Annotated in this window: 17 protein-coding genes; 1 reads left to right on the forward strand and 16 read right to left on the reverse strand. The window is 47.1% G+C overall.

The window, feature by feature from the left end:
* Positions 1 to 8 precede the first annotated feature (8 nt).
* A complete protein-coding gene (locus MKY98_RS21955) occupies positions 9 to 1532 on the forward strand; it encodes a DHA2 family efflux MFS transporter permease subunit (protein WP_069012169.1) in 1524 nt (507 codons plus the stop codon).
* An 88-nt stretch (positions 1533 to 1620) separates the two neighbouring features.
* On the opposite strand, the gene MKY98_RS21960 is transcribed toward MKY98_RS21955, so the two are convergent.
* From MKY98_RS21960 to MKY98_RS22035, 16 genes are all read right to left on the reverse strand, one after another.
* Positions 1621 to 3603: a heavy metal translocating P-type ATPase gene (locus tag MKY98_RS21960; RefSeq protein ID WP_049817084.1), complete on the reverse strand. Its 1983-nt coding sequence runs from the start codon at positions 3601 to 3603 to the stop codon at positions 1621 to 1623.
* 430 nt (positions 3604 to 4033) lie between these two features.
* Entirely contained in the window at positions 4034 to 5485 is a 1452-nt protein-coding gene (locus tag MKY98_RS21965) for a PEP-utilizing protein (protein ID WP_069012756.1), read from the reverse strand.
* Between the two features lie 305 nt (positions 5486 to 5790).
* On the reverse strand, positions 5791 to 8127 hold the full coding sequence (locus MKY98_RS21970) for a heavy metal translocating P-type ATPase (RefSeq protein ID WP_208332610.1): 2337 nt from the start codon (positions 8125 to 8127) through the stop codon (positions 5791 to 5793).
* A 188-nt stretch (positions 8128 to 8315) separates the two neighbouring features.
* Positions 8316 to 8684: an ArsR/SmtB family transcription factor gene (locus tag MKY98_RS21975; protein WP_007432172.1), complete on the reverse strand. Its 369-nt coding sequence runs from the start codon at positions 8682 to 8684 to the stop codon at positions 8316 to 8318.
* A gap of 149 nt (positions 8685 to 8833) precedes the next feature.
* Complete coding sequence (locus MKY98_RS21980; RefSeq protein WP_069011661.1) at positions 8834 to 9958, reverse strand: NADH:flavin oxidoreductase; 1125 nt, start codon at positions 9956 to 9958, stop codon at positions 8834 to 8836.
* 185 nt (positions 9959 to 10143) lie between these two features.
* Positions 10144 to 10479 carry a cytochrome o ubiquinol oxidase subunit IV gene (gene cyoD / locus MKY98_RS21985; protein ID WP_029519230.1) on the reverse strand — a complete coding sequence of 112 codons (336 nt, stop codon included), beginning with the start codon at positions 10477 to 10479 and terminating at the stop codon, positions 10144 to 10146.
* The gene (gene cyoC, locus MKY98_RS21990; RefSeq protein WP_013373104.1) at positions 10480 to 11088 is read right to left on the reverse strand and encodes a cytochrome o ubiquinol oxidase subunit III; all 609 of its coding nucleotides are present in this window, start codon (positions 11086 to 11088) and stop codon (positions 10480 to 10482) included.
* Positions 11088 to 13064, reverse strand: coding sequence for a cbb3-type cytochrome c oxidase subunit I (locus MKY98_RS21995; protein WP_025723659.1), 1977 nt, complete (start codon positions 13062 to 13064; stop codon positions 11088 to 11090). Before MKY98_RS21995 ends, cyoC begins: the two co-directional genes overlap by 1 nt.
* Before the next feature lie 25 nt (positions 13065 to 13089).
* Positions 13090 to 14073, reverse strand: coding sequence for a ubiquinol oxidase subunit II (gene cyoA / locus MKY98_RS22000; protein WP_029519232.1), 984 nt, complete (start codon positions 14071 to 14073; stop codon positions 13090 to 13092).
* 344 nt (positions 14074 to 14417) lie between these two features.
* Positions 14418 to 14666, reverse strand: a complete 249-nt coding sequence (locus MKY98_RS22005) for a hypothetical protein (protein WP_029519233.1) — start codon at positions 14664 to 14666, stop codon at positions 14418 to 14420.
* 220 nt (positions 14667 to 14886) lie between these two features.
* Complete coding sequence (locus MKY98_RS22010; protein ID WP_069011659.1) at positions 14887 to 16233, reverse strand: GH1 family beta-glucosidase; 1347 nt, start codon at positions 16231 to 16233, stop codon at positions 14887 to 14889.
* Between the two features lie 5 nt (positions 16234 to 16238).
* Entirely contained in the window at positions 16239 to 18710 is a 2472-nt protein-coding gene (locus tag MKY98_RS22015) for a glycoside hydrolase family 95 protein (protein WP_069011658.1), read from the reverse strand.
* A gap of 106 nt (positions 18711 to 18816) precedes the next feature.
* Positions 18817 to 20511 carry an ABC transporter substrate-binding protein gene (locus MKY98_RS22020; RefSeq protein WP_039273751.1) on the reverse strand — a complete coding sequence of 565 codons (1695 nt, stop codon included), beginning with the start codon at positions 20509 to 20511 and terminating at the stop codon, positions 18817 to 18819.
* A 73-nt stretch (positions 20512 to 20584) separates the two neighbouring features.
* Positions 20585 to 21487: a carbohydrate ABC transporter permease gene (locus MKY98_RS22025; RefSeq protein ID WP_029519239.1), complete on the reverse strand. Its 903-nt coding sequence runs from the start codon at positions 21485 to 21487 to the stop codon at positions 20585 to 20587.
* A gap of 15 nt (positions 21488 to 21502) precedes the next feature.
* Complete coding sequence (locus MKY98_RS22030) at positions 21503 to 22516, reverse strand: ABC transporter permease (RefSeq protein WP_029519240.1); 1014 nt, start codon at positions 22514 to 22516, stop codon at positions 21503 to 21505.
* A 512-nt stretch (positions 22517 to 23028) separates the two neighbouring features.
* Positions 23029 to 23445 (reverse strand): cupredoxin domain-containing protein, encoded by a 417-nt coding sequence (locus MKY98_RS22035; protein ID WP_029519241.1) that lies wholly within the window; start codon positions 23443 to 23445, stop codon positions 23029 to 23031.
* Positions 23446 to 23516 lie beyond the last annotated feature (71 nt).

The raw sequence follows: 23516 nt of genomic DNA on the forward strand, positions 1-23516 counted from the left end.
GGGCTGTCATGGATCAAAAAATGTCCGTCGGACGTATTCTGTCCGTGCTGCTGCTAGGCGCCTTCATTTCGATTTTGAATCAAACGCTGCTTAACGTGGCCATTCCACACTTGATGAATGATTTCAATGTGTCTGCCACGACCGTTCAATGGCTATCCACCGGATATATGCTAACCAACGGGATTTTGATTCCTATCACCGCTTTTCTGATTGAGTCATTCGGAACACGTGCGCTATTCATCTCCGCGATGGGGTTATTTACTGCGGGATCTGTCGTCTGCGCTGCCAGTACCGGCTTTGCGCCTATGCTGGTTGGACGCGTTATTCAGGCCAGCGGAGCAGGCATTATCATGCCTGTAGTCATGAACGTGTTCCTGACTGTGTTTCCTCCGGAAAAACGGGGCGCCGCCATGGGTACCATGGGGATCGCCATGATGTTTGCCCCGGCGATTGGACCAACTTTATCCGGCTGGATTGTGGAGCATTACAGCTGGCGACTGCTATTTTTACTCGTTATTCCGCTGGCAATCATTGATATTCTGTTTGCCATACGCTGGCTCAAAAATGTATCCAAGCTAACAAAACCGAACTTTGACCTGTTGGGAACCATCTTTTCCACACTGGGCTTTGGCTTCCTGCTGTATGGCTTTAGTTCAGCTGGGGACAAAGGCTGGGGTAGCAATACAGTAATACTCACACTCGCTGCCGGGATTGTGTTTATTGTATTGTTTATCGTGCGCGAGCTGAACATGCTACAGCCGATGCTGGAGTTCCGTGTGTTTAAATATGATATTTTTACTGTATCAACCTTAGTCGGGGCTACCGTCAACATGACGATGTTTGGCGGTATGCTGCTGCTGCCAATCTATTTGCAAAATATACGCGGCTTTACACCGTTGCAATCCGGTCTGCTGCTGTTGCCGGGTGCACTGCTGATGGGTGTGATGTCACCCATATCAGGGGCAGTATTTGACCGTATAGGCGCAAGGCCGTTGGCGATCATTGGGCTGATCATTACGGCAGTCACGACATGGGAGTTCAGTCTGCTAACCGACGCCACCACCTACGGACATATTATGATCATCTATACGATTCGCAGCTTCGGAATGTCACTGCTGATGATGTCCGTCCAGACGGAAGGGCTAAACCAGTTGCCTCCCCATCTCGGTAGCCATGGTACAGCCATGTCCAATACAGTACGGCAAATTGCCGGGTCTATCGGTACCGCTTGGCTCATTACTGTAATGAGCAGCCGGACCACGATTCATGTAGCGGATTATGCGAATGTCGCTACCACCGCCAATGTTCCTTTAACCGAAGGGGTAGCACAGTTGGGACAAACCCTCGCGCAAACGGCGGGTATTTCAACAGAAAGTGGTTCATCGTTGGCGCTACAACAGGTGTACCGAAATGCTGTTACGGAATCGACGATCCATGGCATTAATGATGCCTTTATCATTGCTACAGGGATTGCGCTGGCAGGGCTATTGTTTTCCTTGTTCTTACGACGGTCTACGCCACGCCGAAGATAGACGTACAGCGTTGCGAGGCTGCAAAAGAAGGAGCATTCACCCCTTGAATTTTTAAGAGGATGAATGCTCCTTCTTGTGATTATTAGCCCTATGACCGTAATAAGCGCAGGCCATTCAAAATAACCAGTAATGTGCTACCTTCATGCCCAATAACCCCAAATGGCAGGGCTATATCTTGCACAAAGTTGCTGATCACAAGCAGCAAAATGACACTTACCGCAAAGATCATATTTTGTTTAACCACCCGCTGCGCCTTGCGGGCCAGTGCTACCGTCGGAGCAATCTCCTCGATTCCATCGTTCATCAGCACAACGTCTGCGACCTCCAGTGCGGCTCCGCTGCCATGCATCCCCATGCCTAGTCCTACGGTTGCCGCTGTCAACGCAGGAGCGTCGTTCACACCGTCGCCGACCATGACGACATGCCCGTACTGCTCCCGCAGCATGCGAATATGGCTGACTTTGTCCTCCGGCATTAAGCCAGCATACACGGCGTCAACTCCGGCCTGCGCCGCGATCACAGCGGCCGTTTCTGGACGGTCCCCGGTTAGCATGACAACCCGGATACCCTGCGCTTGCAGTCGTTTCACGGACTCTTGGGCCTGCGGACGCAGCTCGTCGCGTAGTGCCAGCATTCCGGCAATCCGATCATTCGCGAGGATGATGGATACGGTTTTGCCCTCAGCTTCCAGCCGGGCCCGACTCTCCATCCACTTTGGCTCTGCCAGAGAACCAGGTTCATCCAGTACATTTGTACGCCCAATTTTCCACTTCACCCCACCTATGATGCCTTCCATTCCCCATCCGGTGAGTGCCTGCACTTCTTCGGTTGGAAGAAGATCTCTCTGTCCCAAATCAGCTTCGGCTTTGGCTACAATCGCTCGCGCCAGTGGATGCAAAGAATAGCTTTCAATTGTGGCGACCATATGCAATAACTCATCGGCATCGTATTCTGCGGCGGTAATCCAATCCGTGACGACAGGTGACCCCATCGTTAACGTGCCTGTTTTGTCAAAAGCAACAACAGAAGTCAATGCCATATTCTCCACATGTGCACCACCTTTGAACAGGATGCCCCGTCGGGCACGGTTGGAAATGGCCGATAGCATTACTGGCATAATGGATGATACGAGCGCACAGGGGGAGGCCACGACGAGGAACACCATAGCCTTGTAAAACGCTGCTGCCCACGTCCAGCCTAATGCTATGGGTGCACCGGCAATGACGATCAGCGTGACAGCAACAACAATTCGAGCGTACACCGATTCGAACGTTTTAATAAAACGCTGGGAATCAGGAACTTCGGTCTGAGCCTCTTCCACCATACGAATGATTTTCGAAAATAAAGTGTTCTCTGAGGACTGACTAACCTCCACATATAGCACCCCTTCTCCATTAATGGTGCCCGCATATACCTCGTCACCTTCCACCTTATTTACCGGAATAGATTCACCGGTAATCGATGCCTGATTCACTGCCGAAACGCCCTTAGAGATTCGGCCGTCCGCCGGAATCAGTTCGCCCGGCTTCACCAGCAGCAGGTCGCCTGGCAACAGCTGCTCAATGCCGACCGTTTCGGTCCCCTCGCGAGACAAGCGCAAAGCCGTTTCCGGCTTCAACGCCATAAGCTCAGAAATATCCTTACTACTACGCTCGGTGGTATAGCTCTCCAGCGCACCGCTGAGTGCAAAAATAAAGATCAGCATGGCTCCTTCATTCCAATAGCCAATGGCCGCAGCTCCTAGGGAGGCAGCAATCATGAGCAGGTTAACATCCAGATCATGTTCTCGGATCAGTGTTTCGACTCCTTCCCTGGCTTTGGACCAGCCCCCAAGGGCATAGGACACCACATACAGAATGACCGATAGCCATTGCCACCAATGTGAGACTCCCCATGCCATCAACATCAGCAATCCACTACCTAGAGCAGCTTGCATCTCCTTGTTTTTCAGCATACTTTTAAGCTGAAATTGCGGCTTACGATTCGGACCGGGTCGTCCGCTGCCACTGTTTTTTGAAAGGGTTCGGTTAGAGGGAGACAATGTATCTTGTAATCGTTGAACAGCTTGCATCATGTCACGTTCCTTTCCATATTTTGTTCCTTGTACTAGCATCTCATTGAGAATGATATCCATTGTTAAGTGCCCTAAAATAGCACATGCTGCTTCGGGAAGCCCGAAGCAGCATGTTTAGCAAATGAGAATGATAATCATTTTTGCGTCTATACAATTATTTTGGTTTAGAGAAACTTTTGTTTTATTATATACCTTTTCTTTTCCACTTGTAAACCAGCAATGGTCTAAATAAAAAAAGATACCCGCGCAAACACTGCAGGTATCCTCCATATTTAGAGCATCCGATTCAGGATTTGCAAAAGTCGATTCCAGTCGCTCCAAAGTGTAATATATAGACGAACTAGGCCATTTCGATCTATATTTTGTTCTTTGAAAATCGCTTATTGGATTTTTGCAAAATCCTCTATTACATGAATTTAGGTTATCTTCAGGCTAAAGGAAACTTCCACGCATGGTTGTGTGCAGCCCCAGAAGTGCGCTGACGATCTGCGAGCTGTTGCAGTCCCAAACGCGCAGCTGCAAGGCGTGCGGCGGGAACTGCTGTGTCCGGGCAAATGACCCCCGTCAGCTCATTCTCCCAGATCGAAATCCCATCCAGAGACTGGTTAATTTCATCTATTGCTACCCATAAAGGAAGCTCGGGCTTTACACGTCGAACAGCTTCCATTATGCATTTTATCGTATCACTAGTATTCTCATGACCATCGACACCGGGTGGAATCAACTGATCCTCAGTCCTAATATCATCGGATGGAGTTGGTATGACTTCTAAAATGACCGTATCGGCAAAACGTGTCAGATCTGCAGCTTGAGCCACCTGCTTGATATGTCGTGCACCCACTTTGGATATGTTATTGGGGTTGGCTGACTCCTCCGACCGTGCGGCTTCCTTGTTCCATGTTGGGCTTATGTTAGGCACCAAAGACGGGGCAACTGTCAAAAGCACGCCTACCCGATATGGAATGCACCGAAGACGTCCGCATAAGGTCTGCTCCGCAACGCCGTCAATCCAGTCTCGGGTTGCCCGGAATTCGTCCACGTCAGCCGGATTGCGTACCATAATCTCCAGCTTGGGTTCTCCCCCCTGCCGCACGCTCCGCAACGCCGCACGCAGTAATGCCTCCAGCTGCATATCTTGCAAGCTGCCAATACCCACTGCATTGTTCTGCTCCATTAGGGCAACAGTGAGTGGCGATCCGTTCAGAGACTCGAATAAGCCTTCATACTCTGTTTCCAGCAAGCTGATAATCCGGCGGGACAAATGCTCACACAATCCAGGCAGGCCAGATGCCTGGTTAAAGGTTTTGTACGTGTCAGATGCACGAGAGCCGGGAATAAGGATGGGGTCGGGCTCCCCGTCAGGGGCATGAATCGTCTGTCCAGACTCAGCTACGTCCAGATAGGCATAGCATAATTCCCCAACGCGGCCAGAGGCCTGTGACAAGGGGCCATGCAGAAGACTATAACCGTCGAAACTGCCTATTTCTGATGCTGTCTCTGTACTTATACGACTCATACTTGTAGGAGCATCGGCATAAATCCGTATGAAGGTACGTCTGTATTCATCGCTCCATTTTAGGAGTGTACCCATTGCTTGCCCAATATCGTTGCCGCTATTCAGCATCGTTTCCCCAAGTAATTCGGGATTCGCAGCCATCAAAGCCTCCGCTCGGCTGATTACGCCCTGCTCAGCTAAACCAACCAGCCAGCCCAACGGATCTTCCCCCTGCGTAGCAGATACTTCATGGCTGCCTGCCCTTAGCGTCTCCATAGCCAACCTCTGTGCAGCAGTCTCCATAACCGACTCTGGATCTTTGAGATCCCGGCTGTTTTTGCCGCCCAACAGCTCTGCGAATACATGCATCAGTTTAGCCTCCATGCTATTAATCCATCCTTTCTTCCGTCAGCAAGTTGGCACACACGAATTTGAGTACCCCTCCAAATAAGGAAAACGCTTACTCATAATGGAGCAACCGAATCTTACATGGGCCTTACTTGTAAAGCCCCTACCTTAACGTATTAGGCACGCCACGCATTTATACATCTGGGCACAGCTCCCCTACAACCCACAAGTAATCTCTATACTGCTGGTACAAGACCACTCGAAAAAGGAACCTATAAAATAAACACCCCCGGTTTTCACAGGATGCCTACATCCGATGTTAACCCGGGGGTGTTTATTTTTTACTCGTAAGAACGAACCTTCAATACACGCATCACATTCAATACGGCTAGCAATGTTACACCTACATCGGAAAATACAGCCTCCCACATCGTAGCAATACCGAATGCTCCCAGCGTAAGAAACACAGCTTTGACACCTAGTGCAAAAATGATGTTTTGCCATACGATACGACGTGTGCGCTTGGCGATATGGATGGCCGTAACCAGCCTTGAAGGCTCGTCGTTCATGATTACGATATCTGCCGCCTCAATCGCAGCGTCCGAACCCAAGCCACCCATCGCTACACCGACATCGGCCAGCGCCAGTACGGGTGTATCATTGATTCCATCGCCCACGAACAAAATTTTGTCGCTCGTTTTTTTACTTGCAGACAACTGCTCGATGGCTTCGGCTTTGTGCTGAGGTAACAGCTCTGCCCTTACTTCATCCAAACCCAGCTGTCGTCCTACAGCCTCGGCAACTGTCCGATTGTCACCCGTCAGCATGATGGTTTTCACCACACCCAACTTTTTCAGTGAAGTAACCGTTTGGGCTGCGTCTTCCTTAACCTCATCTGAAATCAGAATGCACCCGGCATACGTTCCGTCTACCGCCACATGTACGACCGTTCCTTCATCCAGCGTCCCTGCTTGCTGCGCCACGTTAAAAGCAACATGTTCCCGCTCCATCAGCTTGGCGTTCCCGGCTGATACCAGACGACCATCTATTTGTGCCTGAATCCCGTGACCGGATATTTCACTATACTGCTGAACCCGTTCTGCTCTGAGTTCTTTACCGTAGGATTCACGCAAAGATGCAGCAATAGGATGTGTCGAATGCAGCTCCGCCAAAGCGGCGGTTTCGAGCAGGGTTTCGTTTGTAAAATCCCCGGCAGGATAAATCCCTGTTACACGGAAAACACCTTTGGTGAGTGTGCCTGTTTTATCAAAAACAGCGTATTTTACATGATTCAGAGCTTCAAGATAATTCCCGCCCTTGATCAGAATACCTGAACGGGAGGCTGCCCCGATTCCCCCAAAGAAGCCCAATGGAATAGATACTACCAGCGCACATGGACAAGAAATAACGAGGAAAACAAGCGCACGGTACACCCAATCTGCAAATTGTGCACCTGGCACAACAAGCGGTGGAACAACCGCCAACAACAGCGCTACAATAACCACTACGGGAGTATAGTATCTGGAAAATTTCGTGATAAACTTTTCAGTCGGCGCTTTTTTGGCACTCGCATTTTGCACTAATTCCAAAATTTTAGAGACCGCGGATTCACTAAACTCTTTGCTAACCTCTACCGTTAGAAGCCCGTTCGTATTGATAAATCCACTCAACACGCTACTTCCCGGCTCCACAGTACGAGGCACCGATTCACCAGTCAACGCAGAGGTATCCACATGCGATTTACCATCTACAACTTTACCGTCCAGCGGGATCTTCTCGCCTGGCTTAATCACAATCAAATCCCCAATGCGAACGTCTTCTGGAGACACTCTCCGTACGGACTCAGCCGTCTTCAGGTTCGCATAGTCCGGTCTAATATCCATCAGATCACTGATGGATTTACGTGAACGGTTAACTGCAACACCTTGAAACAGTTCTCCGATTTGATAAAAGAACATGACAGCTACGCCTTCCGGGTATTCCCCAATCGCAAATGCACCAACAGTAGCCAGCGTCATCAGGAAGTACTCGTCAAAGGCCATTCCACGCACCAGACTGCGTGCAGCCTGCAAGACAACATCACCGCCAACGATGATATATGCCAGTAAAAATAGGGCCAGCTTGCCTACACCTTCGACAGGTAACCACCAGGCAACAGCCGCAACGACCGCACCAATAGCCAAACGCGCAATCATGCGGCGCATACCGTCCGTACCGTGATCATGCGTATGCCCAGCGTGGCTATCATCTCCATGCGAATGTGAATGAGCATGGGTGGATTCACCATGTTTGTGCTCTGCATGGTGGTTGTGATGCTCGTGTGTATGTCCTTCACCTTCATCATTATGCTCATGACCGCATGCACAATCCTCTACGCTATCTGATTGTACTGCACCAGCATGGCTTCGACTGTCTTCATGTAGGTGGCCCCGGGCACTTTTTACCACCATCCGAACATGTGGCTCAAGTCTATGAACCTTCCGTTCCGTCTGGCGAAAAACCTCTTCTTTTTGATCCGAACTTGTGGTCATCGTCAACGTTTTCGTAACAAAATTGACCGAGCAATCCATGACCCCTTCTATTTTACTGACTCCATTTTCAATCTTGAGCGCACAGTTGGCGCAATCCAAACCTTCCAAAATCCATTCATGCCGTTCCGTTCTTTTTAGAGCATCCATAATCATTGGCCTCCAATTAACTATATATGAGCAACTGTTCATATATTATTTATTAAGGTCATTATATTCAGGATCAGGGTCAAAAGTCAATGACATCTAGCCCTTTTTAACAAAAAAATCGACTTCAACGGACAAACGCCAAAAGAGCGCCAATCGCTTGGCGCCCTCTGTTGTTTTATCCCAAAAGATTATTGATGTGATATGTGTTGATGGGTTTGCAAAAAGATCTGCTCCACATGATTATCATCCAGTGAATAAAACACCGTTTTGCCTTCTTTGCGTCGTTTGACAATACGCAGGTTGCGCAAATAACGAAGCTGGTGGGATACCGCAGATTGTCCCATATTGAGCACCTGGGTCAGATCATGAACACACAGTTCTTTTTGTGCCAGGGCATAAATCAGCTTGATTCGTGTCGGGTCACCCAAAGCTTTAAACAGCTCCGACATTTTGTATGCGATGGAATCCTCAACAAGGGAAGATTTTATGCGCTCGATTTCCTGATCTGAACCGTGACAAGCCGGCTCGCAATCCAAAGCTTCCGTTTCAGAATTCATCCTTTTCACCCCGTGTATTTCGACTTGATGCTCCTATTATAGCAAATTCGTAGAGTTTACGAATAGCTTATATTACAGCTTGCCCTGTAACAGAAGACTTCCAAGTCTCAAATGCTTGCCTAACGCTATAGCTTTACAGTACATAAAGCTTAATTCAGCGTCTTTAATACTTCATCACTGTAAGGAATAATTTCTTCTATTTGTTGATCACGTAACTTCACCGCAAACGCTGGATCAACCAGCAAAGCACGTCCAACCGCAACCAGATCAGCTTCCTCTCGTTCTACTTGCCCCACGAGTTGTTCTAATCTTGCCTCTACACTACTGGATTGTTCGGTTTGACGATTATTATTTTTTTCAAAATCACTCAAAAACGCCTTCTCCAAGCCAATGGAGCCTACAGTAATAACTGGCTTACCTGTTATCTTTTTCGTCCAAGCTGCCAGGTTTAGATCGGACCCTTCAAATTCCGGTTCCCAAAAACGGCGGCTTGAGCAATGGAATACATCCACTCCTGCCTTCACTAATGGAGCGAGAAACTGTTCAAGTTCCTGAGGTGTCTGTGCCAGCTTTTCTTCATAGTGGTACATCTTCCACTGGGAGAATCGCAGTATAATTGGGAAATCCGGCCCTACTGCACGACGACAAGCCTCAATGACCTCCACCGCAAACCGAGTACGCTGGACCAGATTGCCTCCATATTGATCGGTACGCTTATTCGTTTTGTCCCAGAAAAACTGATCAATTAAATAGCCATGTGCTCCATGGAGCTCAATACCGTCAAAACCCACTCGCTGGGCATCGGCAGCGGCCTGAGCATAGGCTGCGATAATATCAGCAATCTCGGTCTCGGTCAACGGCTCAACTACCTTTTCACCGGCAGGAGAAATACCGGACGGACCGACAGGCAATGCCTCGGGATTCGGTTGGTTATCCGCACCTATTTGGCGAGCTGTACCCACATGCCAGAGCTGCGGTATAATCTTGCCACCTACCGCATGAACCTCCTCGACTACCTTGGCCCACCCCTTTAATCCCTCACCATAAAAATTAGGAATGCTGGTGTGCTCTACAGCTGCGGGATGATTAATAGCAGTTCCCTCCGTAATAATCAAACCAACCGCATTTTCTGCACGCCGACGATAATACATCACCACGTCAGGCCCTGGGATACCTTGAGGAGAAAAATTTCGTGTCATTGGCGCCATAACAATCCGATTGGGAAGAGTTAAATTACCTGCCTTAAAAGGTTTAAACAGTAATTCTGTGTTCATTACTTTTCCCTCCGCTCTCCACTAGTATTATCGTTTTCACTCTACTGTTATACAATTCCATTTTACACATATGTAAACTTGAGTTCAAGAAGCCACAGTTTTAATTTTAATAAGCAACACAAAAAAAGAAGAAGCGGTTCTAAGTCCGCTCCTTCTTTCCTAATTAGTTTGTACTTGTGTGATTTTTAGTGTGCTACCATGTTGTATTCCATAATCCATACTGAACCACCAACGACGGTCAACAGGATCACTACACCAAGAATCAAGGTCATAACATTCCAACGTGGTCCATTGCTTTCACGGATGTGCATGAAGAAGAAAAGCTGAACCAGAAATTGCAGCACTGCCGCGGCTAAAATAACAACCATGGTCGAAGTGCGGCTCAACATATGATTCATCACCACGAAGAGAGGAATGATGGTCAGTACGATGGACAGAATAAACCCGATAACATAGGATTTCACTGAACCGTGAGAATCATCATGACCATGCGAACCCGCTCCTGATTGATGCTGTGCCATCTACATCACCCCCATCAAATAGACGACTGTCAGCAAGAAGATCCAGACAGCGTCCAAAAAGTGCCAGTACAAGCTCAATGCCGAAACTTTCCCCTTCGTCTCTGGTGTAAGCCCGCGTTTTTTCAACTGGAACATGAGTCCAATCATCCAAACCAGACCTAACGAAACGTGAAGTCCGTGCGTTCCGACTAGAGTGAAGAATGCCGACAAGAACGCACTGGTTCCAAAATTGGCTCCTTCGTGTACCATTTCAACAAACTCGTAAACTTCAAAACCGATAAAACCAAGACCCAGGATCGCTGTTACGATTAACCAGCTGATTAATCCCTTCATGCTTCCTTTGTTCATAGCCAACACAGCCAGACCACTTGTGAAGCTGCTCGTGAGCAAGAGGAACGTTTCAATAATAACGCCCGTCATGTTAAACAGCTCTGCGCCACCTGGTCCTCCGGCCGTGTTATTCCGAAGGACAACGAAGGTTGCGAACAAGGTACTGAACAGGATTACGTCCGTTACGAGGAAGATCCAAAAACCAAGCATCTTCAGCTCTTGCGGATCGTGATGCCCGTGGTCATGATCATGGCTGTGATGTGCTGCAGCTTGTGCCATTATACAGACCCCCTTATTGCCGCTTCCGTGCGTTTTACTTCATCCGCAGGGATATAGTAGTCGCCATCGTAGGAGAAGAACGAACGGCAAATCATACAAATTGCCACACCGATCAGCCCTGGAATATAGAAGAACGACCATCCGAATACGAACCCGAAACCTGCAATGAAAAAGAATACCGACATAATGAATGGAATCGCCGAGTTTTTCGGCATATGAATCGCTTCAATTGGCGGTTGCTTTCTGAAAATACCTTTTGCACGTTTATCTTTTTCTGCCCACCAGTCATCACGTTCTTCTACTTGTGGAATGGTAGCAAAATTGTATTCCGGTGCAGGTGAAGGTATCGACCATTCCAACGTATGGCCACCCCAAGGGTCGCCTGTTGTATCCTTCAGCTTGCGGTAATTCTTGATGCCCAGAAGAATTTGAAGAACCTGGAACAAGAACCCAATCCCCATCAGGAATGCCCCAACGGTCGAAACGAGGTTAAGCGGCTGCCAGCCGGTATCCCAGCCATAAGTGCTCAGACGACGCGTCATACCCATCAGACCGAGAGAATATTGTGGAATAAAACATACATAGAAACCGATGTTCCAGAACCAGAAAGCCCATTTACCAGGCGTTTCAGGCAATGTGAAACCGAACATTTTAGGCCACCAATAGTACAGACCTGCCAAGTAACCAAACACTACACCACCAATCAGAGCGGAGTGAAAGTGAGCGATCAAGAAGTAACTGTTATGGAACTGGAAGTCAGCAGGCGCTACAGACAACATGACGCCCGTCAAACCAGCAATCAAGAAGTTCGGAATAAAAGCAATTGACCACATCATAGGGGTCTTGAATGTAATCTTACCCCGATACATCGTGAACAGCCAGTTAAATACTTTAACCCCTGTCGGTATAGCGATAACCATCGTCGAAATCGCAAAGAATGCATTAACATCTGCGCCTGATCCCATCGTGAAGAAGTGATGCGCCCAGGTGAAGAAGGACAGGATCGCAATCATGAACATAGCGTAAACCATGGATTTGTAGCCAAACAATTTCTTTTTGGAGAATACACTGATGACCTCGGAATAAATACCGAAGGCAGGCAAAACTACAATGTATACCTCAGGGTGACCCCACATCCAGATCAAGTTGATATACATCATCGGGTTACCGCCGAAATCAAGCGTAAAGAAGTGTCCTCCTCCAAAGCGGTCAAGGAACAGCAATGCCAAAGTAACCGTCAGAATCGGGAATGCGAAAATGATAATAACACATGACGAAAATACGGACCACGTAAAGACAGGCATTTTCATCCAAGTCATACCAGGTGCACGCATTTTAATAATGGTCACAATAAAATTGATCCCCGTAGCCAATGAACCTATACCAGAAATCTGAATACCCCAGATATAGAAGTTCTGACCGACGCCAGGACTAAATTGCAGTTCTGAAAGCGGTGGATAACTCAACCACCCTGCATCTGGCGAACCGCCGATAACAAAGGACAAGTTGAACAACATCGCTCCCATAAAGAAAAGCCAAAAGCTCAATGCGTTCAGGAAAGGAAACGCAACGTCGCGCGCACCAATTTGAAGGGGTACGGCGATATTAAACAAACCAAACATCAACGGCATCGCCATAAACAGGATCATGATCGTGCCGTGAGTTGTGAAAATCTGATTGTAATGCTCAGGATGCAGAAGTGTCACATCCGGTGTAGCCAGTTGAACACGCATCAATAATGCATCCACGCCTCCGCGGAATAACATCAAGATGGCCGCAAGAATATACATAATACCGACTTTTTTATGGTCAACAGTAGTCAACCAGTTTTTCCAAAGCCAGCCCCATTTTTTGAAATAAGTGAGCACAAACACGATCCCGATCGTCGCTAATGCGATGGAGACGTCCGCTCCATAGATCATTGGGTCTCCAGTAACGAAGAAAGTGGATGCAAACTCTTTTATTTTGTCAAGCATTGGGGGCCTCCTTCCTTATAATCATTTAATTGTGTCCGCTCATATTCATATGACTCATGTCCATTCCAGCATGATCTTCTGTGCCGGACTTGGTTGAATCTTCTGTGGATGTAGCTCCGCCATGTCCAGCATGGGGGTTAGGAGCCCCTTCCACTACATACTTGTTGACAATCTCTTTGAACAAGCCATCTGGAATCGAAGAATACTCATCAGGCTGGGACAAACCTGGTTTTGCAAGCGCCAAATAGCCGTCTTTCGTCAGCGGCTTAGACTGCTTCTTGATGTCAGCGACCCAGTTTTTATACTCTTCATCCGACTGGACCTCTACATCAAAACGCATTTGTCCAAAATGCTCACCGCTAAAGTTTGCACCCGAACCAAAGTAAGTTCCTTCGTGATCGGCCTGCAAATGCAGTTTCATAGCCATGCCTGACATGGTGTAGATTTGTCCGCCCAATTGCGGAATCCAGAACGAGTTCATCGGTGCGTCAGCAGTCAGTTCAAAACGGACTGGAACACCTTTAGGAATGTGAACTTGGTTAACTGTAGCTATACCTTCCTCTGGGTACATAAAGAGCCATTTCCAGTCCAGTGAAGTCACTTGAATGGTTACTGGCTTTTGCGTACTTGCCAACGGCTTGGAAGGCTCCAGCAAGTAGGTATATCTTGCAGTAATAACCGCAATAATACAGATAACGATAATTGGAATAGCCCACCATGTGGTCTCCAGCTTTTTGCTGTCATCCCAGTGGGGTTGGTACTTCACCTTGTTTGTCGGTGTATCACGATACCGCCAAATGATGAAGAAAGTCAAAATCATGACCGGTACAATTATTAGCGCAGACAATGCCGTTGTAAGAATGATCAGCTCTTTTTGTGCTTGCCCAATGGGTCCTTTCGGATCGAAAACAACGTATTTTCCGCCAGCATAAAAACACGTCCAAATGAGCAATGCTACCGTGAGCACGGTCAAAACCAACGCAATAATCGCTTTTGGTTTTTTGTTCATGTTGTTCCCCTCTCCTTAAATAATAAATTACTCAAAACTTAACGAACTCCTGTAATGTTGCCCCTATATAAGATAGCAGAAAAGCGGCCACTTTTTTTATTGTTAACAGAATTGTCGATTATTTGTCCGATTTTTGTGAAAAATATCTCTAAAAATAAAATTTCTCTTGCAAATTCAAAATATATTATAATTCAAAGATGACATATTAAAAACGTTATTTGTGTATCTTAAAGAAGTTATATTAAAGAAAAAAGCGGGACTCCCTACAGTTATCATCCTACACTGCTCGAAGCCCCACGTTGTTGTTTTCAGTATATATTTGCTTTAAATCATTTTTAATTTTATTAACTGCGACCGTTTTCCTGGTCTTCCTTCTTGCGTGCAATGACAAATGATTTCCCAACGAGAAAAATAAAAATCCCGGCAACAACGCAGCCAATGCCTGTCATTAAATATATATTTCGATCAGTCAAATTTCCTATATCAAGCAAAATAAGGATAATACCTGCAATACAAGCGATCAAAGCGATAACAGATACCGTACGGCTCATCTGCCCGTCAGTTGATCCTGATTTTCTAAAATTTGCAGCCATCCCCTCCACTCCCTTCGGTCCAAAATAATTTTAACGCCCTCGTTCGGTATTTTTGTCAGTATGCACACATCTTGCTTCTTTATTCCCTTTGGTCTCTACATACCTGAAACAACCCTCTGCATATCCTGACTATTATTACCCCGGAAGACCCAGTATTCAAACAAAAGGGAATGAAGACAGATCCGTCTTTGCTATATTTTTTAAAAAAATTGCTCTTCGTTTAACGTCTGGTCTCCAACCAGTTATTACTTACTATATTTCGATACCAATAGTAACTTTCCTTCGGGGTGCGGACCTGTGTGCGAAAATCGACATGAATCATGCCAAATCTCATATTATATCCCTCTGCCCACTCAAAATTGTCCATAAGTGACCATGCCATATATCCTTTGACATGAAGGCCGTCATGAATCGCCCGGTGTACCTGCACCAAATGCTGCTGCATATACGAAATGCGACGGTCATCCTGAACCTTGCCATTCACGACATCATCGTTGATACAAGCCCCATTCTCTGTGATATAAATATCGAGGTTACCGTATTTTTGCAAATAATGCAGTACCTCGTACAGCCCACGCGACTCCACTGGCCAGCCGATATCTGTTACAGGTAGCCCCATATTGATTTCTTCAGATTGAAGAAACCCGGCTTCAGGATTAAAGCGATTAACCGACATACTATAGTAATTAATACCGATCATATCAATAGGCTCGCCAATAATATCCATATCACCATCCTGAATAGGCACGGTAGCTCCCTGCTCCGCGAACCAGTCTACCAAAAACTGAGGATACGAGCCTTGATAAATAGGTTGAAGAAACCAGTCACTGTGCAGGGAAATGGTGCGCGCACAAGCAGCTTTATCTTCCTCAGATGTACTGTAAGGGACAGCCCATGAGACATTGGGAGCGATACCGATCTGGCCACTGGTGCCCAGCTCACGGAAGCGGCGCACAGAAAGACCATGTGCAACTAGCAGATGATGTCCTACATCAATGGCTGTCTGAAGATTTGTCAGACCTGGGGCATGAACACCCAGCATATTGGATAAAAAGGCGATACACCATGGTTCATTGAATGTTAGCCAATGGTGTATTTTACCGTGGAACTCGCGGAACATCGTTTCTGCATACTGGACAAATGCTTGAATCGTGTGACGATTCTCCCATCCTCCAGCATCCTGAAGCGCTTGAGGCAGATCCCAATGGTACAGTGTACAAAACGGTTCAATCCCGTTTTCGTTCAACAAATCGACTACGCGATGATAATAGTCCAATCCTTCTTGATTGACTTCACCGTCACCATTGGGAAATATACGCGGCCAGGACACGGAAAAACGGTATGTACGAATGCCCAGCTCCTTCATTAGGCGGATATCTTCCTCGTAGCGATGATAGCTGTCACAAGCTACATTGCCGTTATCACCGTTGAATACTTTGCCAGGCGTATGGGCAAAGGTATCCCAGATCGACAAGCCTCTCCCATCCTCCTCATAAGCTCCTTCGATTTGATAGGCTGCCGTCGCGGTGCCCCACATAAATTCCTGCGGAAATTGAAAAATGGTCATATTGTCTATTCCTCTCCTTCAATTATAATCGTATGCCCGTTCGTTATTTCCTGTTCTTTGGTAAAAATCCATGACAAAATAAATCCTCCGTGCTCAGGATCAGGCAGAGCCTGACGAGCATCTGCGCTAAATGGATGTGCACTGCGAATCGTGCAGCTTCCTGCTGAGATGGATGTGGCCAGTTCTGCACGGACAAGCCGGGAACCGGACCATTCCATGCCGACCGTCATCCCGCCATGTCCCTTCAATCCACTGACCCGTCCCTCCGGCCATGCCGTTGGCAGGGCAGGCAGTAACGTCAGCTCTCCCGGACGGCTTTGTAGCAGCATTTCTGCGATCCCCGCCGTCGCACCAAAATTACCGTCGATCTGAAAAGGCGGGTGAGCGTCAAATAAATTAGGATAGGTTGATCGCGACAGCAACGTGCGAACATACCGATGTGCGGCGTCGCCATCTTCCAGTCGAGCATACAGGTTAATCAACCAGGCACAGCTCCATCCGGTATGCCCACCACCGTGATCAAGCCGTCGACGCAACGATATGCGAGCCGCCTCAGCTAGCTCCGGGGTATCACGGATGTGAATTTGTCGACCAGGATATAACCCATATAGATGCGAAACATGTCGATGCCCAGGCTCCGCTTCCTCAAAATCGACAAACCATTCCTGTAGCTGACCGTGGCGACCAATTTGATAGGACATTAATCTGTCTCGTGTCTCCTCGCAGCGGTTGCGGAACTCATCGTCTAATTCCAGCAGATCCGCAGCTTGAATGCAGTTCCCCAACAGCTCTCGAATCAGCGTCATATCCATGGTGGAGCCCATAGATATACTGCAATCCTCGCCATCCGACGTTTTGAATTTATTTTCAGGTGATGTGGATGGGTACGTCACAAGCTGACCCTCCGGGCCTTCTACGAGCCAGTCCATGCAAAAGGCTGCCGCCCCCTTCATGAGCGGATAAGCTTGTTCTGCCAAATAGGCTGTATCCAAGGTGAACAGATAGCGCTCCCATAGGTGAGCAGTTAGCCATACACCTCCAAGCGGCCAAAATGCCCAGCTGGCATGGCCCCCTGAAGGTCCGGCGTATCTCCACACATCTACATTGTGATGAGCCGCCCATCCTTGAGCACCATAATGGATGGAGGCTACCCTCCGTCCCGTACGAGCCACTTCTCCAATCATGTGCAGCAAGGGTTCATGGCACTCGGCAAGATTGCATACCTCTGCGGGCCAATAGTTCATCTGAGTATTAATATTGGTTGTATAATTACTGTTCCACGGCGGCTGCACCCGGTCATTCCAGATGCCCTGAAGATTGGCAGGCTGACTCCCCGGACGCGAGCTACCCATGAGCAAATAGCGGCCATACTGAAATAACAGCACTTCCAGCCCCGGGTCGGCCTGACCTTTCTGATAACGTTCTAATCGCAGATCGGTCGGTAGAACGAATTCGTCGGTTAGAGTATCACCTCCCAGTTCTAATGCAACGCGGTCAAACAGCTTTCGATGATCCTGTTCATGGCGTTGCCGCACCTGCTCAGTTCCCAGCGAAATTGCTCCGTCTAAAATGACTTGACATGCTTCTGCTGACTCCGTTGCATCACTATTCGGCATAGCGTGAAATCCCCTAAATCCAGTAGCTGCTGCCAAATACACCGTGATTTTATCCGCGCCTGAGATGATCAGCGCACCATCAGTGTCCTTCGTCAAGGTTCCTCCCTCGGGAATAACCCTCGCCTGAACTGCAAAAGCCATCCCCAAATCATTTTCATAAACGACAGACTGTGGATGATCACCGTGATAATTAGATTCCACATGACTGGGCGCTCGTCCAGTCAATGTCATAAAGTCCCCGGATGGCTCCTCGGATGGATCATCCTCTTTATCGCTATCCCATTTGGATGAATCACCAAAATGTACATCCTCTCCAACCTCGTCTTCACAAGGATGGGGGGAAGTGATGCGCACGGATGCATGGATCTTCCCAAGCTTATTCGCAGTCAGTGACACCATGATGATTCCATCTGGCGCACTGGCGATAACTTCACGGGTATAGCGGACTCCATCACTCTGAAAAGTGACGGCTGCGGTTCCGGTCAGCAAATCCAGTTTCCGTTCATAATGTGCAATTTCCCCTAGGCCCTCCTGCGTAATCCACAAATCTCCCAAAGGCTGATAGGCTTCCGTATCGCGACCTAGCATATTCGTATTAATCAGTTGTTCCGCTTCCTTGTATTTTCCATCTGCAATCAACTTTCTGGCAGGCTGCAAATATCGCAATACATCATACTGAACGCCATCTCTGGGAAACCCGGACCAGAGCGTATCCTCGTTTAATTGCAAATGCTCCTCTCTGATTCCGCCAAATACCATAGCTCCCAGCCTTCCATTGCCGACTGGCAATGCTTCCTCCCATACCTCAGCAGGCTGGCGATACCATAAACGCAGGGACTGTGGCCTTTCGCCTTTCGTCATATCAAACCCTCCCCCATCAAGATCAAACAGAGCGCTAATCCCGTATGGACCTTAAGGACAAGCGCTCTGTCATTCCGGCATTCAAAATTTCGTTAAAAGCAGTCAGCTATTTAGAAGCCTTACCGCTCCATAACTCCACTCTGTCCTTCACCAGTTGCGTGTATTGCTGTTCCATTTGGACAGCTCCGGCGGCATCCAGTTCTTTAATCATGTTGTCGTATACCGTATCAAAATTGGAAGCTGGTGCTAAAATAGCTTCGGGTATACGTTTGCGGATAATGTCGGTCGTTTTTTTGAATGTAACGTTATAGTTGGATTCATTGTCTGTTGTCAGGTTATAGGCTGCGCCCCAAGGCTTTACATCAAATTCTTTCTTGTCTGGGAACAGATCTTTCCACGTTTTTACGCCATATGCTTTAAGGGATTCTTTCTCCGGCTTCGAATAAGCCGCGATAATTTGCTCCGGGAATTTGGCAGTATAGTAGTTACCCGTAGGGTCCTTCACGCCGTCACCATAGTGTCCGCTGATGAGCGTGTACAAATCTATACCCGTGGATTTGCTGAAGTTGGTTGCATTGTTCGTTTTTTGCTCCAGCACATCAGCCGGAATGATGCGTTTGCCATCTTTGATCTCATAATGCTTGCCCTCGATCCCCCAGTTCACTAGCACCTGTCCTTCATCGGAAGCTAAATAATCAAGGAATTTTATAGCCCGCACCGGGTCCTTGCAATTTTCCGTAATACCTACACCATAACCGGACACGAAGCCCATATCCTGAAAGGAACGATCCTTGTATTCCTCCGAAAGTGTAACTGGAAAATGCGCGTAGCTGGCATCAGCCTTACCTGACGCTTTTAATGCATTTTCAGCATCCTGATACCCCCACTCCTGGTCAATCAGACCGAGGACACGGCCGCTGGCAATTTTGGATTTGTATTGATCACTTTTTTGCACAAACGAATCTTTATCGAGCAGCCCTTCATTGTACATGTGGTTCAACCAACGAAAATATTCCTTTTCTTCTGGACGTTTGTAATGAAGTTTGGCTTCAAATGTTTTGGGATCAATAAAATATTCACCATCATCCGGCGCTCCAGTCGTCTGGAAGGCAGGATTCGTTACGGTAATCATAATTCTCCAGTCATCTGCATCCAGCGTGAGTGGGATTGTTTTTTTGCCATTGATCGTCGGATGCTTGGCAGTATAGGTTTTGAGTACGTTTTCATAATCCTGTAGCGTTCTTACCTTTGGATAACCTAACTCCTTGAGCACCTTATGCTGAATTTCAAATCCCCCTGTTGCGTCAAAACTTTCCTGTCCCACACCTGCATACGTAGGAAGGACATAGATGGATTGATCCTTATTACTGTATTTCAAACGATCCATATAGGGTCCATATAGCTTTTTGAGATTAGGTGCGTGATCGTTGATCAGATCTGTCAGATCAATCATGGCCCCCGCATCCACAAGCTTATTAATATTCGCTTTAGGAGAAACCAAGTCCGGGTATTCTCCACTTGCTGCCATCAAAGCAATTCGGTCATCTCCACCTCCACCGCTGACATCAAATTCCGCATTCAAGGTTACACCTGTTTTCTTGGTGATTTCCTTGCCTATTTCATCCTTCATTCCGTTCCATTGTGGGCTTGTATCTGCTCCGAAGAAGCTAAACGTAATCGGGTCTGTACCGCTGGATGTGCTCTCCTTCGCTGCTTTATCGCTTCCCCCACAACCTGCGAGTGCGGTAAGTGACACCGCGAGCAAGGGAATCAGTGCAAATCTGGACCAGTGTTTTTTCATGTATAAATCCTCCTATATTCTTATGATGACTTCTCCTGCAAATAACTACTATTTACTGCCAGAATCCTGGCTTTTATGATTTCACTGCCCCCAGCGTCATACCGCCTACAAAATACTTTTGCAAGAACGGATACACCATCAGGATGGGGAGCGTAACCGTAATCGTGATTGCCATTTTGATCGACTCTGGTGAAATTTGAGCCATTTGTTTAGCCATGTCATTGCTATTCGTCATACTGGAGCCGCCTTGCTGCGTACTTTGCAGTATTTTCATCAGCTCATACTGTAACGTCGTCCATTGCGACGCCCCACCGTTGTATAAATACGTATCAAACCAAGCATTCCACTGACCTACTGCCAGAAAAAGAGCAATCGTTGCCAATACTGGTTTGCACAGCGGCAAAATAATTCTCCAGTAAATCGTAAAATCATTCGCTCCATCGAGTTTGGCAGACTCCTGCAACGCATACGGCAAACCATCCATAAAGGAACGAATGACAAACACGTTAAATGCACTGATTAAGCCTGGAAAAATGTACACCCAAAACGAGCCCAGAAGATGCAAATCCCGCATTAAAATAAACACGGGCACCATCCCGCCGGAAAAATACATCGTCAACGCCAAAAACGTAGAAATAAACTTACGAGCACGAAACTCGACCCGACTCAATGTAAAAGCAAGCATAGATGCGCAGATCAATCCGAGTACCGTCCCGACCAAAGTACGAAGAATAGATATTTGCAGTCCCTGAAGAAGGCCATCGTACTGGAAAATCGTTTTGTAATTTTCGAGCGTAAATTGGCGGGGCCATATATAAATACCACCACGAACCGTGTCCGTTGAATTGTTCAGGGAAATCGCAAGTACGTTCAGAAACGGGTACAGCGTCAACACCACGATCAGAGCCATGAGGATATAGTTGAACAGGTCAAACAGCTTCTCAGACCGGGTAGCATTAAATGCCTTATTCGTCATTTCGCTTCTCCCTCCCTACATGATGCTTTCTTTGGTCAGTTTTTTGAATATACCGTTCGCCGTAAACAACAGCAGAATGCTAACCAGCGAGTTGAAAATACCAATTGCCGTCCCGTAAGAGAAGCGCCCCAAATTAATCCCGTAATTGAGCGCGTACAGATCCAGCACCTCGGAATAATCCGTCACAAGACTATTGCCAAGCAAGAACTGCTTTTCAAAACCATTGCTCACCAGATGTCCAATCGCCATAATGAACAGAATGGCAATCGTCGAGCGGATACCCGGCAGTGTAATATGCCACATCTGTCTCCAACGACTCGCTCCATCCACGCGCGATGCTTCATACTGTTCTTGATCAATTCCGGTGATTGCAGCTAAATAAATAATCGTATTCCAACCTGTCTCTTTCCATATGTCGGAAGCGGTTACAATGTACCAGAACCAGCTCCCCTTTGCCATGAACTGAATCGGTTCATCCACAATATGAAGCGCTACCAATACATCGTTGACAATGCCTCCGTCAATGGACAGCATCTTGGTGACCAAGCCGGCCACAACTACCCAGGATACAAAATGCGGGAGGTAGGATATTGTCTGCACAAACCGTTTGAACAGCATACCACGCAGCTCATTTAACAGAATTGCAAAGAAGATCGGTACGACAAAACCAAATACAATCCCCATCAGGCTCATCGCTAGCGTATTGCGTAATACCAGATAAAATCGTTCATCCTGAAATAGCTCAATAAAGTTATCCAGCCCTACCCATTTCTGGTCCGTAAAAGATTTGGCTGGCTTATAATTTTGAAACGCCATCGTCCAGCCCCAAAGCGGAAGATAGCTGAAAACAAACACCCATATGACGAAAGGAATGGACATAAAATAAAGATACTTTTGCTGCTTCACACTGTCCCACAAGCCTTTTTTACCACGGTCAGGCTTCGGGCCGCGAGCCTTGCGTGGTCTTCCCCTATTGGATTCAGGAATCAAAGCACTATTGTTGGAAGCGGTTTCAGTTGAAGATCCCATAACAAGCTCCTCCTCATCTCTAGATACTATTATCATACTTTGCTGGCTTGGAAGCGGATACCCGACGAATTAGGAGAAAAATCAGTTCAAAATTAGATATATGGGATGAAAAAAATTACATTCGTGCCACTACGCATGCGGATGGTGCTTCCCATCGCTGTTGTCCCCGGATTTCTTGAATAAGCACACAAAGGTAGAAAGCCGGGGACAGTTTATGCTTGCGATGCGAGCTTTCCTGCAGAAAGCTTTAAGGCGACCGCTTCGCTTGTCCAGCACATTCCGCCTGTTCCGTTCTAATGTAAATTCCCTGAAAGAAGTCTTGTAAAAAACAAAAGATCAGCAATGTAAGCTGATCAGAGGTAAAGGGTAAAGGATAAAGCATAATGCAAAAAGGATAATGCATACTGCACCACAGGTGGTGGATGGTATATACACACTGTCGCAATTAACCTAATGATTGATTGAAGGAAAAAAAGCTTTCTGGCATCAATGTGCCAGAAAGCTTTTTTGATTTATTTTACTGTGATGGTCCCGTAGTACATGTACATACCGCAATTGTACTCATATACGCCTGGTTTCAAGTCCTGGACGGTAAAATAATTATTTTCGTGATCCAGGTAAACGTCCATTCCGATCTTCAACGACTGCACTTCATCAATGCAAGTGAAGGATGTCATTTTCTTGAAATTGATTTTGGTTGGAACGCCGGCTTTCACTTCAATATTTTTAGGATAGAAACCGTCCCCTTTTACACCCACTGTAACAATCTCATATTTAGTTTTGTCTGGCTCTTCCTGAGCTTGTTTAGGTTGAATGACCGGAAACGACGACACGCTCCCCTGAAAATAAAACAAGACAAACCCGCCCATGCTCAGGGCTACAAAACCAATCAGCATCAAATGCCAATGCTTAGAGATTAGTGTTTTCATTCATATCAGCCTCTCCAGTTGAATGTCTGCATGTGACGCATCAACTCTAACCAGTATATAAAAGTTAATCA

It is taken from the genome of Paenibacillus sp. FSL M8-0228, from assembly GCF_038007385.1.
Classification (GTDB): domain Bacteria; phylum Bacillota; class Bacilli; order Paenibacillales; family Paenibacillaceae; genus Paenibacillus; species Paenibacillus polymyxa_D.

Excerpts from the sequence above, each read along its gene's own strand:
- MKY98_RS21955 (WP_069012169.1), top strand. The coding sequence starts at position 9 with ATGGATCAAAAAATGTCCGTCGGACGTATTCTGTCCGTGCTGCTGCTA.
- MKY98_RS21960 (WP_049817084.1), bottom strand. The coding sequence starts at position 3,603 with ATGCAAGCTGTTCAACGATTACAAGATACATTGTCTCCCTCTAACCGA.
- MKY98_RS21965 (WP_069012756.1), bottom strand. The coding sequence starts at position 5,485 with ATGGAGGCTAAACTGATGCATGTATTCGCAGAGCTGTTGGGCGGCAAA.
- MKY98_RS21970 (WP_208332610.1), bottom strand. The coding sequence starts at position 8,127 with ATGGATGCTCTAAAAAGAACGGAACGGCATGAATGGATTTTGGAAGGT.
- MKY98_RS21975 (WP_007432172.1), bottom strand. The coding sequence starts at position 8,684 with ATGAATTCTGAAACGGAAGCTTTGGATTGCGAGCCGGCTTGTCACGGT.
- MKY98_RS21980 (WP_069011661.1), bottom strand. The coding sequence starts at position 9,958 with ATGAACACAGAATTACTGTTTAAACCTTTTAAGGCAGGTAATTTAACT.
- cyoD (WP_029519230.1), bottom strand. The coding sequence starts at position 10,479 with ATGGCACAGCATCAATCAGGAGCGGGTTCGCATGGTCATGATGATTCT.
- cyoC (WP_013373104.1), bottom strand. The coding sequence starts at position 11,088 with ATGGCACAAGCTGCAGCACATCACAGCCATGATCATGACCACGGGCAT.
- MKY98_RS21995 (WP_025723659.1), bottom strand. The coding sequence starts at position 13,064 with ATGCTTGACAAAATAAAAGAGTTTGCATCCACTTTCTTCGTTACTGGA.
- cyoA (WP_029519232.1), bottom strand. The coding sequence starts at position 14,073 with ATGAACAAAAAACCAAAAGCGATTATTGCGTTGGTTTTGACCGTGCTC.
- MKY98_RS22005 (WP_029519233.1), bottom strand. The coding sequence starts at position 14,666 with ATGGCTGCAAATTTTAGAAAATCAGGATCAACTGACGGGCAGATGAGC.
- MKY98_RS22010 (WP_069011659.1), bottom strand. The coding sequence starts at position 16,233 with ATGACCATTTTTCAATTTCCGCAGGAATTTATGTGGGGCACCGCGACG.
- MKY98_RS22015 (WP_069011658.1), bottom strand. The coding sequence starts at position 18,710 with ATGACGAAAGGCGAAAGGCCACAGTCCCTGCGTTTATGGTATCGCCAG.
- MKY98_RS22020 (WP_039273751.1), bottom strand. The coding sequence starts at position 20,511 with ATGAAAAAACACTGGTCCAGATTTGCACTGATTCCCTTGCTCGCGGTG.
- MKY98_RS22025 (WP_029519239.1), bottom strand. The coding sequence starts at position 21,487 with ATGACGAATAAGGCATTTAATGCTACCCGGTCTGAGAAGCTGTTTGAC.
- MKY98_RS22030 (WP_029519240.1), bottom strand. The coding sequence starts at position 22,516 with ATGGGATCTTCAACTGAAACCGCTTCCAACAATAGTGCTTTGATTCCT.
- MKY98_RS22035 (WP_029519241.1), bottom strand. The coding sequence starts at position 23,445 with ATGAAAACACTAATCTCTAAGCATTGGCATTTGATGCTGATTGGTTTT.